The 22395-nt window shown below is 36.1% G+C and carries 20 protein-coding genes; 12 read left to right on the plus strand and 8 right to left on the minus strand.

Annotated elements, in window-relative coordinates; all coding sequences use genetic code 11:
• Window positions 1–18: 18 nt before the first annotated feature.
• The 3 genes from DBO93_RS06415 to pedF form a co-directional block, all read right to left on the minus strand.
• Window positions 19–1782, minus strand: a complete 1764-nt coding sequence (locus tag DBO93_RS06415; protein ID WP_108455573.1) for a PQQ-dependent methanol/ethanol family dehydrogenase — start codon at window positions 1780–1782, stop codon at window positions 19–21.
• 212 nt (window positions 1783–1994) lie between these two features.
• Complete coding sequence (locus DBO93_RS06420; RefSeq protein ID WP_108455574.1) at window positions 1995–2897, minus strand: transporter substrate-binding domain-containing protein; 903 nt, start codon at window positions 2895–2897, stop codon at window positions 1995–1997.
• A complete protein-coding gene (gene pedF, locus DBO93_RS06425) occupies window positions 2884–3324 on the minus strand; it encodes a cytochrome c-550 PedF (RefSeq protein ID WP_108455575.1) in 441 nt (146 codons plus the stop codon). Before pedF ends, DBO93_RS06420 begins: the two co-directional genes overlap by 14 nt.
• A 307-nt stretch (window positions 3325–3631) precedes the next feature.
• Here pedF and DBO93_RS06430 point away from each other — a divergent pair, with 307 nt between their 5' ends.
• The 4 genes from DBO93_RS06430 to DBO93_RS06445 are packed head-to-tail and all read left to right on the plus strand — an operon-like array spanning window position 3632 to window position 7382.
• On the plus strand, window positions 3632–4879 hold the full coding sequence (locus tag DBO93_RS06430) for an ABC transporter substrate-binding protein (protein ID WP_239059133.1): 1248 nt from the start codon (window positions 3632–3634) through the stop codon (window positions 4877–4879).
• 15 nt (window positions 4880–4894) lie between these two features.
• Window positions 4895–5875, plus strand: coding sequence for a YVTN family beta-propeller repeat protein (locus tag DBO93_RS06435; protein WP_108455576.1), 981 nt, complete (start codon window positions 4895–4897; stop codon window positions 5873–5875).
• The gene (locus tag DBO93_RS06440; protein WP_108455577.1) at window positions 5872–6600 is read left to right on the plus strand and encodes an ABC transporter ATP-binding protein; all 729 of its coding nucleotides are present in this window, start codon (window positions 5872–5874) and stop codon (window positions 6598–6600) included. Before DBO93_RS06435 ends, DBO93_RS06440 begins: the two co-directional genes overlap by 4 nt.
• Window positions 6600–7382, plus strand: coding sequence for an ABC transporter permease (locus DBO93_RS06445; RefSeq protein WP_108455578.1), 783 nt, complete (start codon window positions 6600–6602; stop codon window positions 7380–7382). Before DBO93_RS06440 ends, DBO93_RS06445 begins: the two co-directional genes overlap by 1 nt.
• A 96-nt stretch (window positions 7383–7478) precedes the next feature.
• Here DBO93_RS06445 and merA read toward each other — a convergent pair whose 3' ends face one another.
• From merA to DBO93_RS06470, 5 genes are all read right to left on the minus strand, one after another.
• Window positions 7479–9092 carry a mercury(II) reductase gene (gene merA, locus DBO93_RS06450; protein ID WP_108455579.1) on the minus strand — a complete coding sequence of 538 codons (1614 nt, stop codon included), beginning with the start codon at window positions 9090–9092 and terminating at the stop codon, window positions 7479–7481.
• A gap of 38 nt (window positions 9093–9130) precedes the next feature.
• The gene (merC, locus tag DBO93_RS06455; protein ID WP_108455580.1) at window positions 9131–9550 is read right to left on the minus strand and encodes an organomercurial transporter MerC; all 420 of its coding nucleotides are present in this window, start codon (window positions 9548–9550) and stop codon (window positions 9131–9133) included.
• A gap of 9 nt (window positions 9551–9559) precedes the next feature.
• Window positions 9560–9880 (minus strand): cation transporter, encoded by a 321-nt coding sequence (locus DBO93_RS06460; RefSeq protein WP_108455581.1) that lies wholly within the window; start codon window positions 9878–9880, stop codon window positions 9560–9562.
• A 54-nt stretch (window positions 9881–9934) separates the two neighbouring features.
• The gene (locus tag DBO93_RS06465; RefSeq protein ID WP_108455582.1) at window positions 9935–10288 is read right to left on the minus strand and encodes a mercuric transporter MerT family protein; all 354 of its coding nucleotides are present in this window, start codon (window positions 10286–10288) and stop codon (window positions 9935–9937) included.
• A 98-nt stretch (window positions 10289–10386) separates the two neighbouring features.
• Window positions 10387–10806 carry a MerR family DNA-binding protein gene (locus DBO93_RS06470; protein ID WP_108455583.1) on the minus strand — a complete coding sequence of 140 codons (420 nt, stop codon included), beginning with the start codon at window positions 10804–10806 and terminating at the stop codon, window positions 10387–10389.
• Between the two features lie 501 nt (window positions 10807–11307).
• Between DBO93_RS06470 and DBO93_RS06475 the strand changes: the two genes are divergently transcribed.
• The 8 genes from DBO93_RS06475 to DBO93_RS06510 all read left to right on the plus strand — a co-directional run bounded on the left by DBO93_RS06475 (window position 11308) and on the right by DBO93_RS06510 (window position 22278).
• On the plus strand, window positions 11308–11982 hold the full coding sequence (locus DBO93_RS06475; protein ID WP_108455584.1) for a response regulator transcription factor: 675 nt from the start codon (window positions 11308–11310) through the stop codon (window positions 11980–11982).
• The gene (locus DBO93_RS06480; RefSeq protein ID WP_108455585.1) at window positions 11982–13403 is read left to right on the plus strand and encodes an ATP-binding protein; all 1422 of its coding nucleotides are present in this window, start codon (window positions 11982–11984) and stop codon (window positions 13401–13403) included. The genes DBO93_RS06475 and DBO93_RS06480 overlap by 1 nt, the downstream gene beginning before the upstream one ends.
• Window positions 13400–15619 carry a DUF5916 domain-containing protein gene (locus DBO93_RS06485; RefSeq protein WP_108455586.1) on the plus strand — a complete coding sequence of 740 codons (2220 nt, stop codon included), beginning with the start codon at window positions 13400–13402 and terminating at the stop codon, window positions 15617–15619. The genes DBO93_RS06480 and DBO93_RS06485 overlap by 4 nt, the downstream gene beginning before the upstream one ends.
• Before the next feature lie 131 nt (window positions 15620–15750).
• Complete coding sequence (locus DBO93_RS06490; RefSeq protein WP_108455587.1) at window positions 15751–17349, plus strand: hypothetical protein; 1599 nt, start codon at window positions 15751–15753, stop codon at window positions 17347–17349.
• A gap of 11 nt (window positions 17350–17360) precedes the next feature.
• Window positions 17361–19043, plus strand: a complete 1683-nt coding sequence (locus DBO93_RS06495) for a phosphoethanolamine--lipid A transferase (protein ID WP_108455588.1) — start codon at window positions 17361–17363, stop codon at window positions 19041–19043.
• On the plus strand, window positions 19043–19408 hold the full coding sequence (locus DBO93_RS06500) for a diacylglycerol kinase (RefSeq protein WP_108455589.1): 366 nt from the start codon (window positions 19043–19045) through the stop codon (window positions 19406–19408). The genes DBO93_RS06495 and DBO93_RS06500 overlap by 1 nt, the downstream gene beginning before the upstream one ends.
• A 47-nt stretch (window positions 19409–19455) precedes the next feature.
• Window positions 19456–20214 (plus strand): hypothetical protein, encoded by a 759-nt coding sequence (locus DBO93_RS06505; protein ID WP_108455590.1) that lies wholly within the window; start codon window positions 19456–19458, stop codon window positions 20212–20214.
• Window positions 20215–20307: 93 nt separating this feature from the next.
• Entirely contained in the window at window positions 20308–22278 is a 1971-nt protein-coding gene (locus DBO93_RS06510) for an LTA synthase family protein (protein WP_108455591.1), read from the plus strand.
• The last annotated feature ends 117 nt before the right edge of the window (window positions 22279–22395 follow it).

The raw sequence follows: 22395 nt of genomic DNA on the forward strand, positions 1-22395 counted from the left end.
CATTAGACCAATGTTTAATTACTTAGGTAATTTAAACGTCCAAACACTGCCACCTTGGTTAAAGTGTTTAATACGTTCTGCAACGTCACCGCCCCATAAAGGAACTGCGCCACCCCAACCAGAAAGTACTGACAAGTATTGCTCGCCATCCATTTCCCAAGTAATAGGAGAACCTACGATGCCTGAACCCGTGTTAAATTTATATTTTACTTCACCTGTTTTAGCGTTAAGACCTAATAGATAACCTTCTGGCGTACCCGTAAATACTAAGTTACCCGCAGTCGCTAGAACACCACCCCATAAAGGAGAGTAGTTATTATAACGCCAAATAACTTTACCGGTTTTAGGGTCGATTGCTTTTAGTACGCCAATATAGTCTTCGTTAATGGCTTTAATAGTGAAACCAGCACCTAAGTATGCAGCACCTTTTTTATAGGCTGTAGGCTCATTCCAAATATCCATTTGCCATTCGTTTGAAGGCACATAGAATAATTCAGTATCTTGGCTGTAAGCCATAGGCATCCAGTTTTTTGCACCTAAGAAGGCTGGCGCTGAAACAACAGTACTACCTTTATTACCGTCTTTAGATTTACTCGGATCACTAGGTCTGTTGCTATCAACAAAGATTGGACGACCTTTATCAGTAAGCCCTGAAGCCCAAGTAATTTTATCTACAAATGGGAAACCACGAATAAAGTCACCATTTTCACGATTAAGTACGTAGAAGAAGCCGTTTCTGTCAGCTGTAGCAGCTGCTTTAATCGTTTTGCCTTTTTCTTTGTAATCGAAAGAGATAAGTTCGTTTACACCATCAAAGTCCCAACCATCATGCGGCGTTGTTTGGAAATGCCATACAATTTTGCCAGTATCTGGGTCGATAGCTAAACGTGAAGATGAGAAAAGGTTATCACCTGGACGTAAATGAGAGTTCCAAGGTGCCGGGTTACCCGTACCAAAGAAAAGTAAATCAACGTCAGCATCATAAGTACCGCCTAACCATGGCGCGGCGCCACCTGATTTCCAAAGCTCTGCTGGCCATGTTTGGCCTGGTTTGCCACCAGAAATGCCATTTTCTATTTTTTTGCCATCTTTCCAGATGTAGCCCATATGGCCTTCAACGGTTGGACGTTCCCAAACTAACTTGCCATTAATAGCATCGTAAGCTCTCACTTTACCGACTACGCCAAATTCACCACCGGCAACACCTGTGATGACTTTACCTTTAACTATAATAGGGGCAGCAGTAATCGAATAACCTGCTTTATAATCTTCTACTTTCTTTTTCCAAACCACTTTACCAGTGTCTTTGTGTAGCGCGACAAGTTTTGCATCTAGCGTACCAAAAATGACTAAGTCATCGAAAAGCGCAACACCACGGTTAATAACATCACAACACGGCATAATGCCATCAGGTAATCTTGCATCGTATTGCCAAAGTTCGTCACCGGTATGTACGTTGATCGCATATACACGAGAGTATGAACCGGTAATGTACATAACGCCGTCTTTAACCATAGGCTGTGATTCTTGACCACGTTGCTTCTCGCCGCCTAATGAAAAAGACCAAACGGGATGCATTTGTTTTACTGTTTCGGTATTTATTTTATCAAGTGGACTGTAACGCTGACCTTTTAGGCCAAGTCCGTAGGTCACTACGTCATTAGTTGTCATTTGGTCATTAGCAATGTCTTTATCGGTTACACCAGCTTGTACTAGGCTTGTAAACGTTAAAGACATGACAATAGATAATGACAATATTTTATTTTTACCTGCTGTTATCATTGTTATTTCCTCTTGGGGTTTAAATATACTTAACGATATTTTGTCTTTTTATCTTCCTGTAGGCTTGGTTAGATTCAAAGTGTTCAATTGTTCGAATCAATGCATTTTTACAGTCTACAGCCATGTTATATTCTGGTTTTTTTATTGACTATCACTCAGCGGTCGAATTTTTTTCATCACTTAGTATGAGTAAAGGGATGAAAAAAAGTGTGTTATTGAGGCGACTCCATAGCAACCGAGTACAAACCAGGAAGTTGATAAACAGCATGATGATCTTCGAAAAGTTTTTTCATTTTTCCTGAAGCAATCATTTCTTCAACAATGTCAGTAACCGCATAACCTAGTTGGCGATAGTCACTTTTAACCGCCATGCCAATATCCCATTGTTGTTTACCAATATTAGGAAAGGCATTTGACGCTAATTGATAATTGGGTGATGCAAGTTGGTGCTGGTAATAACTTACCTGACTTCTTAACCCCATTACCGCATCAATTTTTTGTTCATGCATGGCTGAAACAGCTAATTCCACCGAATTAAATTGTTTGGTTCTTTTACTCATTCGACCGTTAAAAACCGACATTAAGTAAAACTGGGGAATTGAATCTACTTCTACACCGATATCGTGATATTGAAACACAGCCATGGTACTTACATCTTCAATCTTTTGATTATTGAAAATTATTTTCCACGATTCAGTATGGTAGGGCGCGAACATGTGTACTTGTTCATGCACCAGTTCACCAATATCATCTCGAAGTTGAGAATATGCTTTGTCGTAAGGAACGCGCAGCATTAAGTCTGCTACAGTGCGCTTGAGAAAATGTCCTTTCCAAAGGTTATTACGTAAGTCGCCTTCTACGTTTTCATCAGCGGTTACCCACCTAAAGCGAACTTCGACACCTAATTTTTTGGCAATATGCTTTGCTAATGCAACGTCAATACCCTTAGCTTCGCCATTTTCTTGATACGAAAATGGGATGTAGTCACGATATACCGCGACAACAATTTCATTACTTTCAATAATGTCATCGTAGGATCGAGCAAAAGTTGTTGTGCAAAAAATGCCACAACAACTTAGCCAAAAAATTAACGCGTTAAAGTTATTCTTTTTCACTGACTGACTCTAACCATGTGCGAATAGACCAAAGCGCTTCTTGATTTAAGTGCTCTGTCATTTTCGGCATATAAACAGCGCCGTTGCGCACTGCGCCGTTTTGTACACGGTAAACATACCACTCATCACCGTCATAATCGCTTGCAAGTTCACGTAAGTCAGGAGCAATACCACCTGAAATACCTTCTAAACCATGACAGCGAGCACAATTTTGGTTATACGCTGATGCGCCAACACGTAAAATTTCTTCGCGGATGTCACCTTCTGATTCGCGATATGGGTTAGTTTCACTCCACTCTTCGCCTAAGGCGGGCAGTGTTGAGGTATCAATTGATTGCGGTGTTACTGGGCCATGAGCCGCAATGCCGAATGAACAAATTGATATGAATGCAATTAAATAGCAGCGGCCTTTATTAAGTTTTATCATTGTTGAGTACCTCGTGTTCTATGTAAATTATTCGTGGAGTTTAATTTTTATAGCCTAATGATAAGGTTGTGTGCAAGCTTCAAGAATTATACTTTAGCGCGTTAGGTCTCCTCCTTTAGTATGAGTTTATCGTATGCGTTGAGTGTAATTTGTTGTTATAGTTATAAAAATCAGTGCTTTGTCTTTGTTTTTAGTGAGTGCTTATGATTTTAAATTTAAGTGATTATTCTATATGCTAAGAGTTATTAATTCGATTTAACCTTTATTCGACTATATATATAACTATATAGTCTTGGGACATTTGCAAATGTTTGAGTTCGCTATGTTTATTGTTGTTATTTTTACCGTGTTTATATTTACTCAATCTATGTCTACGATGGTAAACATAAGTGCTAAAAAACAGCTATTTGCTGTCGGTTTGTCACTATTTTGTTTAACATCTTTGGCACAACCCCAGTCCATTACACTGGAAATAAGCTATGTTAAGTTTGATCAACAACAACCTAGCAATGCGCTGAATATTTTTAAAACACCTGAAAATAGTGGTTTTATGGGTGCTAAACTCGCGATTAATGATTCCAATACTACGGGTAAATTTTTAAAACAACATTTTACGTTAAGCCATTTCACTAGCGCTAAAAGCGATGAATTTTTACATTACTTAGATGCGCAATATTTACAAGGTCGACAAGTATTTATTCTTGATGCACCCTTAGCTGAGTTAATAAAGGTTGATCGCTGGGCGAAAAATAAGTCAGTGTTACTCTTTAATGCGAACGAGTCGGCAGACGTTCTGCGCTCTACTCAGTGTTTAGCTAAGTTATTTCATACCAGTGCGAGTAACGCGATGAAGTCTGACGCGCTTGCGCAGTGGTTATTGTATCGTCGTATGAATAAGGTGTTATTAGTTCAGGGCAGTAAAGTAGAAGATATTGAGTTGGCGAATTCTTTTAAACGCTCAGCGAAACGTTTTGGCATAAAACTTATTGATGAAAAACAATGGGACTTTAATACTGACCTTAGACGCAGCACTCAACAAGAAATTCCACTATTTACCCAAACGGTACAAGATTATGATGCCGTTTATGTCGCTGATAAAAGCAAAGACTTTGCCGAGTTCATTCCTTTTAATACTTATTTACCTCGTCCCGTTATCGGCTCCGCGGGTTTAGAGGCTTTAGCTTGGCATGGCGCAATTGAACAGTGGGGCGCAACACAATTGCAAAACCGTTTTACAGACTTAGCGGGTCGTGCAATGAATGAAACTGACTTTTCAGGATACTTAGCCGTAAGAAGTGTTGCCCAATCGGTACATAAATTACATTCAAAAGACAGCAAAAAATTAACCGATTATATTAGTTCAGATAAATTTGAACTCGCTGCATACAAAGGTCGTAAGCTTAGTTTTAGGTCTTGGAACCGACAGTTAAGAATGCCGCTTGCGCTGGTGCATCCTCATGCTTTGGTGTCGCAATCACCTCAGCCTGGTATGTTACATCCGATCACTGAACTTGATACGCTTGGCTTTGATGCCCAAGAATCTCACTGTAAATAAGGCTCACCATTACTTATGAAAAATATAAACTTTGTTAGCTTATTATGCTTCGCTTCGGCTTTATGTATCAGCACTAGTAATGCCGCTGAACTTGCTTATGTTACCAATGAGAAAGACGATAATATTTCGGTGATCGACTTAAGCCAAAATAAAGTCATCAAAACCATACCTGTTGGTGAGCGACCGCGCGGCATTATTTTTAATAAACAACACACGCTTGCCTACATTTGTGCCAGCGAGTCAGACCGAATTCAAATTTTAGACCTTAATACTGAGCAAATTGTTGGTGAATTGCCTTCAGGTGAAGACCCTGAAACTATCGCATTACACCCAAACGGTAAAATTATTTATACCTCGAATGAAGATGATGCGCTACTTACTGTTATTGATATTGAAACAGCAACCGTTATTGCTCAAATTGATGTCGGGGTTGAGCCTGAGGGTTTAGCGGTTAGTCCTGATGGAAAAATTGTGGTGGTTACCTCAGAAACCACCAATATGGTGCATTGGATACACACTGAAAATAATACCAACTTTGCCAACACGTTAGTTGGCGCTCGGCCTCGTTCGGCTAAATTTACTGACGACGGAAAGTTTCTATGGGTTAGCTCTGAAATTGGCGGGGCAGTGGTGGTGCTTGACGTGAATACACAAGAAATTGTTAAAGAGTTTACTTTTGCTATTCGCGGCATTCACCGTGACCGAGTGCAACCTGTGGGCATAGAATTATCAAGCGATGGTCGTTACGCTTTTGTGGCGCTTGGCCCAGCAAATCATGTGGCGGTTATCGACCGTAAAACCATGGAAGTCGATAAATATTTGTTAGTAGGTCGCCGTGTTTGGCAATTGGCCTTTAATGATGATCAAAGCCAATTGTTAACAACCAATGGCATTAGTGGTGATGTTTCGGTGATAGATGTTAAACAAATGAAGGTGACTAAATCCATCAAAGTAGGGCGTTATCCGTGGGGCGTAGTGATACGAAGCGTGCCATGAGTATAGTTACTCATCAACTTAGTTTTCATTATGGTAAAAAAACGGCAATTGATAATTTAAGCCTAAAAATTAACAGTGGTTTTAACGTGTTACTTGGGCCAAATGGAGCTGGGAAAAGTACCTTATTTTCAATGTTAACAGGCCTTTCTCAAGCAGGTACTGGTAGTGTTAATATTAATGGTTATGACCTTAAAGAAAATCGCTCTAAAATCATGCGTTCGATGGGCGTGGTTTTTCAGCAAAGTACGCTAGATTTAGATTTATCTGTAAAACAAAATTTAGTTTATTATGCCGCGTTGCATGGCATTTCAGCATCGCAAGCATTAAACAATATCAGCGATATATTATCGCAATTACAATTAACGCAGCGACTTAATGACAAAGTACGTTCATTAAATGGTGGTCATCGTCGTCGAGTTGAAATTGCCCGCGCGTTAATTCATCAACCCAAAGTCTTGTTGTTAGATGAAGCTACCGTTGGCTTAGACATTGATAGCAGAAAAATGATCACTGAATATGTAGGCAAACTCTGCAAAGATTTAGATATTTGCGTGTTATGGGCTACTCATTTAATTGATGAAATAGCCGAGAATGATCAACTTATACTGATCAACGAAGGAAAAATCACCGCACAGGGTTTAAGTCGAGAGTTATGTAATACGCATAACGTTGACGATATATATCAGCTGTATCGCCGATTAACTACTAGTACGGAGCTTATCTAATGAGCAGCCAATATCTGTATTGTTTTAATGGCATTGTTAAACGTGAAGTTTTACGCTTTTTTCAACAACGTTCTCGCTTACTTAGCGCACTCGTTAGGCCTTTATTGTGGTTAGTAGTATTTGCAGCAGGTTTCAGGGCAGCACTAGGTGTGTCAATTATGGAACCTTACGGCACTTATATTACCTATCAACAATATATTACCCCTGGTCTTTGCTGCATGATCATTTTATTTAACGGCATGCAAAGCTCGCTTTCTATGGTTTATGATCGCGAAATGGGTAGCATGAAAGTGCTATTAATGAGCCCATTACCACGCCCATACCTATTGTGTTGTAAGTTAATTGCCAGTGCTTTGTTGTCGCTTTTACAAGTTGTTATTTTTTTACTTTTTGCCCAATTAGTTGATGTAGATATTCCACTGCTAGGTTATTTGAGTGCAATACCCGCTATTTTCTTGATTGCGTTTTTTCTTGGCGCGTTGGGGCTGATGTTGTCTAACTTGATTAAACAATTAGAGAACTTTGCTGGCGTGATGAATTTTGTTATTTTCCCAATGTTTTTTCTATCTAGTGCTTTGTACCCGCTTTGGAAAATGAAAGAAGCGAGCATTTGGCTATATTGGCTTTGCCAGTTTAACCCTTTTACAGCCTGTGTTGAGTTATTAAGATTTGCACTTTATGGGCAATTGAATTTTTCGGCACTGTTAACGGTATTAATTGCCACCAGCATTGCATCATTTTTTGCGCTGATGAGTTTTAAGCCACAGCTTGGGCGTAAGTAAAAATTAATTAAAATCACCATACTTAAGCTCAAGGTTGACGTTGGCATTGTGTTTTTAACGTAAACGATGAGCCTAAATTAACCGTGAACTATGGGACTAACCTGCACAACATGAAAGTTCAGAGACATCCTTACTAAATGTTTGTGCACATAATTTTAGTCCTTCTACCATAGTTAAGTATGGAAATAGCTGTCCTGCAAGGTCATCAACTGTCATGTTATTATGCATAGCGAGTGCGGCACTTTGTATCAACTCCCCACCTTCATGAGCAAGTATTTGTGCGCCAAGAATTTTACCTGTTGGCTTATCCGCTACTAGTTTAATGAACCCGTCCGTTTCAAAATTGGCTAATGCGCGTGGCACGTTTTCCATGTCTAATACTCGACTAATGACATTAAACCCATCTTTATTGGCTTGCTCTTCGGTTAAGCCTACGGTGGCAACTTGTGGATCGGTAAAGATAACAGCTGGCATTGTTGATAGGTCGAGCCTAGTATCCCCACCCGTCATATTTATACCCGCTCTACTACCCGCAGCGGCAGCAACATAAACAAATTGAGGCATAGTAGAGCAATCACCAGCGGCATAAATATTTGCCGTTGACGTTTCCATTTTATCATTGACTACGATGGCACCATTTCTTTGTGTTTCAACACCAACATTTTCTAGGCCAAGCTGAGCCGTATTTGCATGACGGCCAGTCGAGATAAGTAATTTGTCTGCTTTTAAAGTCCCTTCATTAGTCTCTAATGAGAATGTACTTCCATCATGACTAACCTTATTCGCTTGTGTGTTATTAAGTACGCGAATGCCTTCTTTTTCAAAACACTCAGTTAACTTTTCGCCTAACAATGAGTCTTCTGCATACAATAAGGTATGACGTGCTAATACGGTAACATTGCTACCTAAACGTACATAAGCTTGGGCAATCTCTAAAGCGATAACAGACGAGCCTATTACGATTAAACTCGCAGGTAACGCTTCAGCAAATAGTGCTTCTGTTGATATCCAATAGGGAGTCTCGGCTAATCCATTAATAGGCGGAATAGAAGGCGTAGATCCCGTTGCAATTAAGATACGATCTGCAATCAGTTCTTCATCACTTCCATCTGATTTTTTAACCAGTAAAGTATTTTCATTTTTAAAGCGTGCGTAACCTTTCAATAAGGTTAATGCTGGGTTGTTATCTAAGATTTTTTGATACTTAGCACCTCGCAACTCTTCAACACGTGATGTTTGTTGAAGCGCTAGTAACGAGCGGTTAATTTGAGGCTGACTATTTTCAAGACCATCAAATGGATTTTTGCGTTGCTGATGAGCCAATTGCGCAGCACGGATAAGTATCTTAGATGGCACGCACCCAACATTGACGCAACAGCCACCGATAATGTCTGCACCTTCGATCATGGTGACTCTTGCGCCACCTTCCGCAGCTTTAATAGCACAAGCAAATGCTCCGGAGCCAGTACCGATAATAGCGACATGCAATTGTTTTGTTGTTGCAGCATCTAATTCCGAAACTGTATAGCCTAAAGCTTCAATAGCATCAACAATTTCACACCGCTTAATGTCATCTACAGTTTCAATTTCAGCCATTGCATCAGGATATGAAATATTAATTGTCCATACTCCATCAATAGCTTTAACTGCTTTTTTAATCTGGTCGGCACAACGACTACAAGTCATACCCTTAATCGATAAAGTTATCATGCTAATACTTCCAATAATTATAAGTTAAATTTCTCGTGTTATGCCGGGCATGAATCATCATCACAGCGACGACTTGCCGGAGAGGCCATATCCCATATCGACACAGCAACCATTAGCCCTAGCCCTGTATAAGTTGCGTATGAACTCCAACCGTATTGAAACCATGGATATAATGATAATAAGACTAAAATCGGCCCAACTGATCCGAGCAAACTACGATGCCACTGGCGGTGACTAAACCAAGCTAGAATATTCACCACCAAAGCTAATGAAGCAAATAGTGGAAATAATGTGTTAACGAACAATCCTTCCCACTGTCCTAAAAAACCCATACCTAAAGCGGCCGCAATATTGGCAATAGCAGGAAAACACATGGCACATCCCATCGCTGATACAACGGCTCCTAACGATCCAGCTTTGTCGCCAACACGAGTAAGTAATTTCAAAGGATTAAACATAATTCCCCTCTATTTCTTTAATGTAGCTGGATAGCCAATATTGGTTGATGCTAACGCTATAGCTTCAATGTCAGTTTTTTTAGGGTCAAATGTAACGGTGGCTGTTTTATTCTCATAATTAACAGTCGCTTTTACAACACCTTCAACTTTCTCCATCGCTTTGCGTACAGTGATGTGACACATTTTGCAGGTCATCTTTTCAATATTGAATAACTTTTCCGACATTACTGGAGCAGCTATAAAATTATCTTTTTCACTTACCGTTGCCACTGCATTCCCAAGAATAAATAGGGAGCTTAAAAGTAGGGTAATGCTAATAATATTTTTCATTTTTTATTCCTCTTCAAATTTAAATATACAAATATAAATTTACTTATAGTCTTATTATTCAACTATGTAATCTGCATAATATGGAAAACTCATCATTGCGATGAGGATAATACTGACTATCCAAAAAATGATGCGCTGTTTTTTTACTATCTTTGGATTAGCGCAAACTGCACCTTCTTCACATTTTTGTTCAGCAACATATAGTTTATGAAAAACAACAGCCAAGATAAGGAGGGTTATAGCGGAAAAATAGCCACTATAAGGTGCCATTGCCGTAAGGTTTCCGACCCATGCACCACCGAAACCGAGTGATAATAGTAGCAACGGACCGATGCAGCAGGCAGATGCACCAAGACCTGCTGTAATAGCTAACAATAAAGAACGATTTGATGTTGATGAATTTGACATAACTAGATCCCATATAAAGATAATATGAGATAGCTTAAACTCTGGGGTGTAGTCCAGAGTCAATAGGTAATTTAAATTAATTTATGATGGTGTTAATATTAATTTTCCAGAAAACCTTTCTGAGATAATCCTTCGATAAAGCCGCACTGCTCTTCTTCAATGTCACTATGGCAGGTTGATATTAACTCGTCTAAAGCTGTTTGAATGGTAAGTAATCCCAATATTTGTTGTGCTATTTTATTTCGTTTTTCTTGTGCTAGCGTTTGTACATCTCCGCAATTTTTATCACCTAAATTTAACAATTGCTTTATTTCTTCTAATGAAAAGCCAATTTGCTGAGCACGTTTTATAAAACGAATTCTATCTATACTCGAAGTGGGATAATGACGAAAACCACCCAGAGGCTTTTCAGGCTCAATGATTAAATTCTTACGTTGATAATGCCGTATTGTTTCAATATTTACATTAGCAGCTTTTGCTAACCGACCTATGGTTAAAGGTGAGTTCTTTCTATTCATATGTATCAGATCTTTATTGTAGACTGTTCTTATAGTACAGACTTAATATAGGCATGTATATTCAACCTCCTTAATGTCAACTAAGGAATGGCTACTTGTTTATGACTATTTTGTTATCTTTAGTTGCCTATCAAGGCGAAGATAGAATTATGTCTTCTGAACATTGAAAAATAGCAAAAATAAATTGATGCTAAACCATGAACATATCTAGGGCAGTGCTAATCAAAATTTAATACTTTTTTGTTGGAGGGGATAATCCCGTTGCTTTCGTCCATATTCTATTTTTTAACAATAACTATGTGCTAAACCAAACTCGGTGAGTATCTTTATTTCGATACTAAAGCTTACTCAAAGAATGAAGCTCACTGCGACATCTGAGACTATTTTGAACTACTGTCAAAATAAACCCATAAACTTACTTTATTTAAGCATAAATTCAGTGAAACTTAAGTTTGGTTTGCTAACTTATTATTATTAAAAATAAAGTGGGCAATCTATAAATTGAAAGTATTAATTATTGAAGATTCAACTTCATTGAGAAGAAGTTTAAAAATAGGCTTATCAAATTTAGGTTTCACTGTTGATGATACTGGTGATGGTTCTGAAGGGCTTAGTATGGTGTTATCTGGTAAATATTCCTTATTAATTCTTGATTTGATGCTGCCATCTGTTGATGGAACAACTATTTTAAAAGCTATTAGAAAGGCCAATATTGATATTCGTGTACTCATTTTATCAGCTAGAGATCTCACTGAAGATAAAATTGATGGATTATTAAATGGTGCAGATGATTACTTAACAAAACCGTTTTCATTTGATGAACTACATGTGCGCCTTCTATGCTTGATGCGCAGAGGTAGTTTAAACATCAATGACAGTAAAGTGTGTATTGGTTCGTTCACATTAGATATTCACTTAAAACAATTACATTGTAATAAGATAGATACGAATTTGACACCTAATGAATATAAATTAGTTGAGTGTTTATTTACAAATCAAGGTAAAGTTTTTTCGTCTGAAAAGTTAAGTGAGTATTTAGCTGGACAATATGATGCTGTTGCGAAAAATTCAATTGAAGCACATTTATCCTCTACTAGAAAAAAAATAAAAAGCTTGGGATATGAGCTGCCTATTAAAACCAAGCGCGGATTTGGATACTTTATTGAGACTAAATAATGAATTCTATTAAGAAAAGGCTGAGTAGATATATTTCAATTTCTATATCTATATTACTCGTAGGTATATTTCTTATTACAGATATCTTGGTAGATACATGGATTAGCAATGAGTTTGACCGTTCGATGAAAACTAAAGTCGGGTTACTCACAACACTTATTAGTGAAGATTTAGAAGGTGTTGATTTCGACTTCGCTGGTGAATTCATGCCTGAGTTTGAAGGGAAGAATGATCCTGAGTACTACCAATTATGGCGTGAAAATAAAATATTTGAACGTTCCGACACCCTTGATTTATTTGAACTTCATGATCTGCCTAAAATAAATGTAAAGCTAAATGAAACAACAATACAAAACATTACATTACCCGATGGACGCTCTGGAAGAATGCTATTTATTAAGTTTATACCACAAGTAGACAGTGATATAAGAGAAGATTATGGTGTTACAAAAGATGAATTTAGCAAAACACAAAAACCAATGGAGCTTGCTTACGCAATAAGTAATGAAGGACTAAACCAAATACTTTGGTTTGTAGATGTTATATTCATAATTACATCATTATTATCAATTTTTTCCGTTAAAATCATCGTCTCAAAAGTAGTTACAAGTGGATTAAAGCCGCTCGTGAAATTAAATAGAGAGCTGAAACAGATAAGCTTAAATTCTGACGTATCTTCCTTATCAACCGATAATTTACCTGATGAACTTATTGATATTGCAAACGGAATAAATGGCTTTATCAGTGAAAATAAAAAGCTTTATTCCAGAGAAAAGAGGATAACGTCTGATATTGCCCATGAACTTAAAACGCCTATTGCAGAACTATTGAATTTAGCCGAAGTCGCCATAAAGTTCCCACATGAAAAGCAAATAACAGAGACTTTCCACCAAGACGTTTTTGAAATTTCTGAACGTTTAAAAAACATAGTTAACGGTATTTTGTTACTGCAAAAAAGTAGCAACGCTGCCGAATTAGAGAAAAGGGAGTTAAATCTAAAAGAACTTATTCAGACTATTATTAAACGAGAAAATAAATCAGGAAGAAAAATAGATCAAACCTATGATGATTCACCATTAATGATTTTTACCAATGAAATAGCTATTGATACCATCCTTTCAAACTTAATTAATAACGCCATTTACTACAGTCCTGATAATTCAATAATATCAATATCAGTGCTTGTTAACTCTGAACACAACTTAAATATTAAAATATGTAATACAAGTACTCATCAATACGATAATGATGATTTAAATTCGTTTTTTGAGCCTTTATGGCAAAAAGATGAATCAAGAACATCATCACAACGCTTTGGACTTGGTTTAGCTATCGTAAAGTCATATAGTGAGAAAATTGGTGGCACTATATCTGTATCTAAAGAACAGGATCTGTTAATAACATTCACTTTAACATTATGAAGCACTCTCTATTTATCCCTTTATTACTGCTGAGCATTATATTTTCCTATAATGGGTATACTGCTGAGATAATTATTAACGGTATATTAAACCCTACTGAATGGGAAAGTGCCCAAGAGAATAATGTAAATTATCAGGTGGACCCTCAAACATTTAATATCGAAAACGATAATTTTACTTATCGTATTATTACCACTGAAATGGGTATTTATTTAGGCTTAACCGCTCATATTAAAGAAACTTTAAGAATACGCACCCAAGAAAATGATAAGACATTTTCGAATGATCATTTTCAAATTATGTTAGATATGAATAATAACTCCTCGGAAAGCTATGTATTTTCAGTTAATCATCAAGGGAATTATTTTGACGGTAAATATGATGTAAATAATGAACTCAATACCGATTGGAATAATCAATGGCAATATGAAGTCAAATTAAACAATGATAATTGGGTAGCTGAGGTATTTATTCCATGGAGTTCCATGGCGTTTAGGATAGGTAATCAAAATGAGTTTGGCTTTTATATTAGTCGATTTGATGAATTCACTAATGCGACTTATGCCTCTAGTCCTACCAATGAAAGAATGAATAATTTTTTCCAACAATTCTCAAAATTATCAACCTCGGTGGTTAATAAATCTAGTTTTGATTTATTTCCTTATATTTCGACTAATAGAGATATATTAGAAAATAAAAATAATGTATCCCTAGGTGCTGATTTATTTTGGCAACCAACTAAAAATCAGCGATTGAGTGCCACTATTAACCCCGATTTTGGACAAGTGGAATCAGATGAGTTAATTGTTAATTTCTCTGCAATAGAAAGTTTTTTTTCTGAAAAAAGACCATTTTTTAGTGATAACCAAAGCCTATTTGAAGTCACTGGGCCCGAGTCACTTACAGTTCTACACACGCCACGAATTGGTGGCGATTCATACTATGATGATAATTATAAAAGTGAGTTAAGTTCAGCATTAAAATACACATATAATCATTCAAGTTATGACATTGGAATTCTTTCCGCCTTTGAAGATTCAACAAACAATGGAGAGGGGCGTGATTTTATTTCTTTACGCACTCAAAAATCCTTCGGTGCAAATAAATTAGGTGTATCAGTAAATCATGTAAATACTCCAACAATTGCTCGAAAAGCTATGATCCTATCATCTGATCTTCATTATAAATTATCTGAAAACAGTGAACTTAATGTTGGGATAATCCAATCAAGAATTGAACAGAACCTAGATAATACTAATGATATAGGTTGGTGGGTAACAGGCAGTTTGGATATTAATGACCATCATAATCATGAATATAGCTTATTTACTTATGGTGAAGACTTACAACTTAATGATATTGGCTATGTAAAACGTGTAAACAGAAAACAATTTGAGTATGAGTATGAATACCAGACATCAAATGTAGACTCTTTATATATTAGAGATATTGCTATAGGGCTTGAAACAGAACTAAAAACAAATTTTCAAAATGAAAAGCTCCCACACCTTATTGGAGCGGGGATCGAAATAGTCACTCATAATGAGTTTGAGTATCAGGCTTCATTAGAGATGCTATCATCAGGATTTGATGACCTTGTTACTCGTGGTAACAATTCATTGTGGTTACCTTCTTCTTATAATATAGAGTTTGGCGTTTCTTCTCCTGAATATCTTTGGGGAAAATATAGTACGGAGTTATCTCTTGGAACAGAAGGGTGGAAAGGTGATTTTTACAATATTAATGGCAGTATTGAACAACAGTTCAATGACAAGCTCCATGTAAGCCTTTCTGTTTCTCAATATAACAGTGACAGCTGGATTGAGTGGAATGAGGGTAACTCTGTTGATGAGTTCAACTTTACAGAACAAGGCGTTGAATTAAATATAGATTTTAAAATCAGTGATAATCAAGAGTTAAGGATTAAATTTGAAGCAATCATTGGTAAAGCCCAAAACCTATCAAATTACATAGTAGACAGCTACGGTTTCGCTGAACCTACAGAAAAAAGTGATGATTTTTCTTTTTCTGAAAATGCATTCCAACTACGTTATAAGTATTCTCTTTCTAAATTAACTGCTTTTTATCTGAGTTACGGTTTCGGTGGAGAATACGAGGATGAAATTGCTAAGTTTGGTAAACGAAACCTTTATAAATATGCCCTCAAAGAAAAAGCTGCACATAATATCTTTGCTAAGTTGCGTTTAAGCTTTTAACCCTTAGTTATATTGAAATATTTGCCAATATTCTAGAATATTCAGTTTAACTTACTTCAAATATCAGTTTTAATTCAGCGAGTCTTAAGTCTAGTTTTTTAACATATAAACACTTAATAAAAGGTGTTTATATGTTCCCTTATATCAAATTTATTACCGTCACTTCCTTTTTAATACCTATGGTAGTTTTAGCAGAGGAAGACATTAAATGTAATCAAGCAATAAACATAAACTTTGTTAGAAATGACATCTTTGATCTTTCCGATAACGATACGATATTTCTGCATGAATGGGCCAACTTTCTTCATATAAAAACAAAAGAAATTACTGTCATAAATGAATCTGCTTTTTTTATTGGAAAGTGCCAAATTTCCGATGAAGATCAGCAAGAACTTGAACGTCATCTTCGTAGTAAAAAATATATAAGAAGTGCTGAGGTCACTAAAGACAACGATATTATTAAGGTAGAAACCTGGGACAATTGGTCTTTAATGCCAACTTTTGATTTTGGTAGAAAGGGTGGGAAAAACAAATATGCTATCGGTATAAAAGACAGGAATCTACTAGGCTTAGGCATTGATGCTGAGTTTGAATATTTTAGTAATGATCAACGTACCGGCTATAAAATTGATACGCAATTCCCATTGTTTTTACAAAACAATATTAGTGCGAGCATTCGACTAACAGATAATGATGATGGTGGAAGCCAAGCGGTATTCTTAACAAAGAAATTTGTCAGCTTTGATACTAAAAATGCTTTTCAAATTGGTTTTGATAATTTTGAACAACAAGATACGCAATACGAAAATGGGGTTGAGTCAAGGAAGTACCATCACGAAAAAAACAAGTATACAGCCAGTTGGTATTGGCTTCAAAGTAACACTTTAAAAGATACTTTGCGCTTTGGAATAGGTTATACAAGTGAGCAGCATTTATTTAAAAAATTAAATAACAATATGTCGATAAGTCAGGTTGAATATGCAGACATACCTGTTAATCGAGATTTTAATTACCCTTTTCTTGCCGTTGAGTATTTACAAAAAGACTACCGAAAACTCACTAACCTTAATTTAATTAATCAAATTGAAGACTTTAACCTAGGCTGGAATGCCACGCTAAATATTGGAACAGATTTAAGCAATAACCCAAGCTCTCCTGCGTTTATTTGGCAAGGTCACCTCTCTAAAGGACTAAGTGTATTTGATGATGCTTATTGGCTTTTTGAAGCATCATTCCAAGGAGAGTTATATGATACATCGACACAAAAAGACAGGATTTTACTTACGGTAAGTAATGAGTATTTCCATAAGTTTAATAAAAACTGGGGCGGATATTTTAAAAATATAACGCAATCAAGTAAGAACCAATATTTAGACTCTCCACTAGTTTTAGGAGGGGAAACAGGCGTTCGAGGCTTCCCATTACAGTATCAACATGGTGAGCATAGTACGCAGTTTACCTTCGAAGCACGCTACTACCCCCACATTAATATTTATAAGTTACTTGAATTAGGTGGTGCCGCCTTTATAGATACGGGGCGTATTTTTGGTCAATCTGAATTATCAAAAACACAATCACCTTGGATGACCTCTGTTGGACTAGGCGCACGCCTTTACTCCACCCATTCAAGTGAAGCTCGCGTTATTCACCTCGATATTATCAAACCTATTACGTCTGATCTCAATGTTAACGGTATTGAGTTTCGTATTACGACAAAACATTCTTTTTAAGGTATTACTCAGTGAAAAAGCTCATCAATTATTTGAAAAAAATAACATTAACAACAAACCAATTGCTCATTATTACATGTTGTTATATCGCACTTGTTTTAAATTTACCTTTTTTAAATAAAGTCACTGCTGCCATTGTCTCCTTAGATAATTATAGTGTGTTATTTTTACTTTCAGTTCCCATATTTTTATTATCTTTAACCATTATTATTCAAGGAGTATTTTCGTTTAGGTGGATAACAAAACCTATTCTTATATTTTCTGTTGTATCTTCTGCACTTATCTTTTATGCCACGGTAACCTACGGCATAGTTTTTGATTACGGGATGGTACAAAACACTGTAGAAACTGATACAGCGGAAGCATTTTCTTATTTTAATATTTATTCCATTTTATTTTTTACACTATTTGGTTTGCTTCCAGCAGTATTGATTTATCGGGTTAAATTAACTTATAAACCATTTTTTGGGGAATTACTTACTCGTTTAAAATTAATCAGTATAAGCTTTGGAGTTGCATTTTTAATTGGGGCTTTCTTCTATTCTAACTATGCTGCTGTTGGACGTAACAATAAAGAGGTTGTTAGTTATATTACTCCTTATAAAATGCTCGACTCAACAATTAAATTCATAAAAAGACACTACTTCTATCCTCCTCTTAAATTTAAGGTTTTAGATACAGCGCCTTTAATTGTTCGAGACAATAATAGTAAACACGTAACGGTAATGGTTTTAGGTGAAACGGCACGAGCGCAAAGTTTTTCACTTAATGGATACGATAAACCAACAAATCAATTTACAGACAAATTAGGCATAGTGTCATTTTCTAATATGTCTTCATGTGGTACGGCTACAGCCGTATCTGTACCTTGTATGTTTTCCAGATTAAATAAAGATAATTATGATAAGCGTATTGCAACCTCACAGCAAAATGCTGTTGATTTAATACATTTAGCAGGTGCTGATGTTTTATGGATAAGTAACAATAATGGTAGCTGTAAAGGCGTGTGCACTCGTGTTAAATCTATAAAAATACCTACCGATAAAAGTGACCCATTATGCGATGGTGAGTATTGTTTTGATGAAGCTCTTTTGCGTCCATTAAAGGATAAACTCAATAATCTATCTCATGATAATACATTAATCGTTCTTCATATGATTGGATCACATGGCCCGACATATTACAAACGATATCCTAAAGAAAAGCGTGTTTTTAAACCTGATTGTAGAAGAAGCGATATTCAAAATTGTACTGAAGATGAACTCATCAACACCTACGACAATACTATAGCTTATACAGATTTGGTGTTATCAAAAGCTATCAAAATGCTTAATAACATATCGCACGAGAAGAATGTCGAATCATCTTTACTTTATATATCAGACCATGGTGAATCACTGGGTGAAAGCGGAGTTTATCTTCATGGTTTGCCATATGCTTTTGCCCCTAAAGAGCAAACACATGTTCCTATGATATTCTGGGCTGATCCTTCTCAAACCGACTTTAATCTTAATTGCTTGAATAAATCTGCAAGCTCAAAAATATCTCATGATAATGTTTTTGATACGTTACTGAGTATTATGTCTGTTAAAACAAGTGCGTATAAAGTTAACAATGATCCATTTCTTTCATGTAAATCACAAAGTGCGATCGCACGAATTTTAGTCCCAAAGAAAAATGAGGTAACCAACTAGTGTTTGATAACGAAAACAAACCAACAGGTGTAAAAAGAATACATCTAGCAACACTTAATTCATTGAGAGCTTTTAAGTGGCTTTACCATAATGAATCAGCATTTAAACAAGAGCTATTGTTACTACTTATTGCGATCCCTATTACTTTCATTTTCGATATAACTATGAAAGAGCAAATGGTTTTAATTATGGCTATTCTTTTCATCATTTTTACTGAGATTATTAATACTGCAATAGAAGCCGTTGTTGATAGAGTAGGGTTAGATATTCATCCTCTATCCGGTTTAGCCAAAGACTTAGGCTCTGCTGCGGTAATGGTAAGTTTAATTATCGCAACAATCACTTGGGTAGTTGTACTAGTCTGACACTCGCTAATTATTGTATTAACCATTTCACTTTCAATGAGAATAAAATGAATAACATCATTAAAGAAAATTTAATCAAAGTACCACAGATCACTTTAGGTTTTTGGGTAATAAAGGTGCTAGCGACCACACTAGGGGAAACGGGTGGTGACGCTGTTTCTATGTCTATGAATTTTGGGTATTTGCTTGGAACAATTATCTTTATGCTACTTTTTGTTTTGGCAGTTACCTTTCAAGTTCGGGCGTCAAAGTTTCATCCAAGCCTCTATTGGATGACAATTATTGCATCTACCACGGTAGGTACAACTTTAGCTGACTTTGCAGATAGATCATTAGGTATAGGTTATCTTGGAGGTACTATTCTGCTTGCTTCGCTTTTAATGACTACGCTTTTTGTATGGTTTAAAACAACAGGTAGTATTAGTGTATCTTCTATTGATAATGCTAAATCGGAGAGCTTTTATTGGATAACTATCATGTTTTCACAAACTCTTGGTACGGCTTTGGGAGATTGGACTGCTGATTATGGTAATTTAGGCTATGTAAATGCAGCATATATTTTCGCAAGTATGCTTCTTGTGGTTGTAGTATTGTACTTTGCAACTAAGGTATCAAGAACGATTTTATTTTGGTCTGCATTTGTTTTAACTCGTCCTTTAGGTGCTGTAATTGGAGACTATTTAGATAAGCCTGTAGCACAAGGAGGTTTGGAGTTTAGTCGATATGGCGCTTCTTTAACGCTATTGGCTATTATAATTTTGTTAATAATAGCGATTCCTCAGCGACCAGCAGATAAGCAACATTAACGGCCAGAAACAGAATATTTTCAGTTTATAATCAGCTTATCTTAAGGTATATAAAATAGAGTAAGCATCGTGTACAACTAACGTAGTTAATCGATGTTTACTTCAATTTCATATACTTTACGACCTTTCATAACATTTTCTTTCATCTTAATCCTTACTCTTTTTATTTCAAGAGCAGGGCTAAGTTTATGGCAATTTGAACGGTTCGATGATTTAAGTAATATAGCTAAAGTATTATTTAATGGCTTCAGAATTGATTTAAGTACCATTGGCTATTTTCTAATATTACCAGCATTGCTACACCCATGGTTGATGCTTTCTAAATACCATAATATTTGGCTAAAAATATTAAAGATAATATTTTTCATTGTCTTTTTTACTGTACTATTTTTTGAGTTAGCAACACCTGCTTTTATTAATGAATATGGTTTCAGACCCAATAGATTATTTATTGAGTATTTATCTTATCCAGATGAAGTAATGTCTATGCTCTTTAATGGACATTTACTGACATTATTTATTGTAACTTCCTTATTAATATTACCTATGAAATTTGTGTGGAAGTTGTTAAATAAGGTTGTTTACACAAAAACAACGAACATTTCCTCGGCACTATTATCTTCTGTATTTTCTTGTATGATTTTAGCTTTAGTGCTTTTTTTATGTGCTAGAGGTACTGTTGGCCACCGACCAATAAACCCTGCTTTTGCATACTTTTCTACAGATCCGTTAGTAAACTCTTTAACTCTAAACTCGATTTACAGTGTAGCTCATGCCTACAAGCAGTTTGGTAATGAAAAAAATGCAGCTAAACTTTATGGTAAAATGGATACAGATAAACTTATTAAACTTGTTAGGAAAGAAACTGGCTTAGCACCTCAATCTTTCAATAATGAACACCTTCCTACTCTGACAACTCGTACTCCTGTTTACCAGGGGAAGCCTAAAAATCTTGTTATTATTTTAGAAGAAAGCTTAGGAGCACAATATGTTGGCTCACTTGGTGGGCTTTCACTTACACCTGAAATCGACAAGTTGAATAAGCAAGGTTGGGCTTTCAGTAACTTATTTGCAACGGGCACACGTTCTGTTAGAGGTATTGAAGCTGTCATTACTGGTTTTACCCCAACACCTGCAAGAGCTGTTGTTAAACTAGATAAATCGCAGCAGGGTTTTTTTACTATAGCTAGCTTACTCAAAGCTAACAATTATACTACGCAATTTGTTTATGGTGGAGAGAGTCACTTCGATAACATGAAAAGCTTTTTCTTAGGAAATGGATTTTCTGATATTGTTGATTTTAAAGATATAAAGAACCCTCAGTTTGTGGGGTCTTGGGGAGCAAGTGATGGTGATTTATTTAAACAAGCAGATATTGAATTAACAAAGTTACACAACTCGAATCAACCATTTTTCAGTTTTGTTTTCACATCAAGTAATCATGACCCTTTTGAAATTCCAGCAGGAGTGATTAAGCCGATTAAATACACTGAAGAACAACTTAATCAATATAATGATAAAGAGCTATCACGGCATAAAGCTATACAATATGCTGATTATGCTTTAGGTCAGTTTATAGAAAACGCTAAAACTCAACCTTACTGGAAAGATACTATATTCCTTATTGTTGCAGATCATGACGCTAGAGTGGTGGGAAAAGATTTAGTTCCAATAAAGAACTTTCATATTCCAGGTGTAATACTTAATTCAGGAAAGAAACAGAGATTAGATAACCGTATAGTTAGTCAAATTGACTTAGCACCTACATTGTTATCTCTAATGGGGGTAACTAACAAGTCTCCTATGCTTGGACATGATTTAAACAATCCTAATGCCTCTAATAGAGCAATGATGCAGTACGCTGATAATTTTGCTTACATGAAAAATAACGAAGTCACAATTCTCCAACCAGAGAAACAGCCACTGAATTTTACTTATGATTTATTAAATAAGAAATTAGCCCCTCAAGCCAGTAATAACGAATTATCGGATATAGCCTTAGCTCATGTGCTTTGGGGAAGCTTAGCTTATAAAATGGAATGGTATTCAAGTAATTACGAATAATTTAATGGTCATTGTTTGAATACACCACAATAAATATCATAAGTTAGAATCAACACTTTTAGATGACTGCTTTGGTGGCCCGTTGTCTATTAAGATGAAACAATGCCAGTGCCTTCT

The organism is Colwellia sp. Arc7-D, from assembly GCF_003061515.1.
Classification (GTDB): Bacteria; Pseudomonadota; Gammaproteobacteria; order Enterobacterales; family Alteromonadaceae; genus Cognaticolwellia.

What these genes read in the sequence shown, in the direction of transcription:
- merC (WP_108455580.1), bottom strand. Translation starts at nt 9,550, where the DNA reads ATGTTTAATCCTTTGAAATTACTTACTCGTGTTGGCGACAAAGCTGGA.
- DBO93_RS06505 (WP_108455590.1), top strand. Translation starts at nt 19,456, where the DNA reads ATGAATAACATCATTAAAGAAAATTTAATCAAAGTACCACAGATCACT.
- DBO93_RS06510 (WP_108455591.1), top strand. Translation starts at nt 20,308, where the DNA reads ATGTTTACTTCAATTTCATATACTTTACGACCTTTCATAACATTTTCT.
- DBO93_RS06435 (WP_108455576.1), top strand. Translation starts at nt 4,895, where the DNA reads ATGAAAAATATAAACTTTGTTAGCTTATTATGCTTCGCTTCGGCTTTA.
- DBO93_RS06480 (WP_108455585.1), top strand. Translation starts at nt 11,982, where the DNA reads ATGAATTCTATTAAGAAAAGGCTGAGTAGATATATTTCAATTTCTATA.
- DBO93_RS06440 (WP_108455577.1), top strand. Translation starts at nt 5,872, where the DNA reads ATGAGTATAGTTACTCATCAACTTAGTTTTCATTATGGTAAAAAAACG.
- DBO93_RS06445 (WP_108455578.1), top strand. Translation starts at nt 6,600, where the DNA reads ATGAGCAGCCAATATCTGTATTGTTTTAATGGCATTGTTAAACGTGAA.
- DBO93_RS06470 (WP_108455583.1), bottom strand. Translation starts at nt 10,806, where the DNA reads ATGAATAGAAAGAACTCACCTTTAACCATAGGTCGGTTAGCAAAAGCT.
- DBO93_RS06430 (WP_239059133.1), top strand. Translation starts at nt 3,632, where the DNA reads ATGTTTGAGTTCGCTATGTTTATTGTTGTTATTTTTACCGTGTTTATA.
- pedF (WP_108455575.1), bottom strand. Translation starts at nt 3,324, where the DNA reads ATGATAAAACTTAATAAAGGCCGCTGCTATTTAATTGCATTCATATCA.
- DBO93_RS06485 (WP_108455586.1), top strand. Translation starts at nt 13,400, where the DNA reads ATGAAGCACTCTCTATTTATCCCTTTATTACTGCTGAGCATTATATTT.
- merA (WP_108455579.1), bottom strand. Translation starts at nt 9,092, where the DNA reads ATGATAACTTTATCGATTAAGGGTATGACTTGTAGTCGTTGTGCCGAC.
- DBO93_RS06460 (WP_108455581.1), bottom strand. Translation starts at nt 9,880, where the DNA reads ATGAAAAATATTATTAGCATTACCCTACTTTTAAGCTCCCTATTTATT.
- DBO93_RS06415 (WP_108455573.1), bottom strand. Translation starts at nt 1,782, where the DNA reads ATGATAACAGCAGGTAAAAATAAAATATTGTCATTATCTATTGTCATG.
- DBO93_RS06465 (WP_108455582.1), bottom strand. Translation starts at nt 10,288, where the DNA reads ATGTCAAATTCATCAACATCAAATCGTTCTTTATTGTTAGCTATTACA.
- DBO93_RS06490 (WP_108455587.1), top strand. Translation starts at nt 15,751, where the DNA reads ATGTTCCCTTATATCAAATTTATTACCGTCACTTCCTTTTTAATACCT.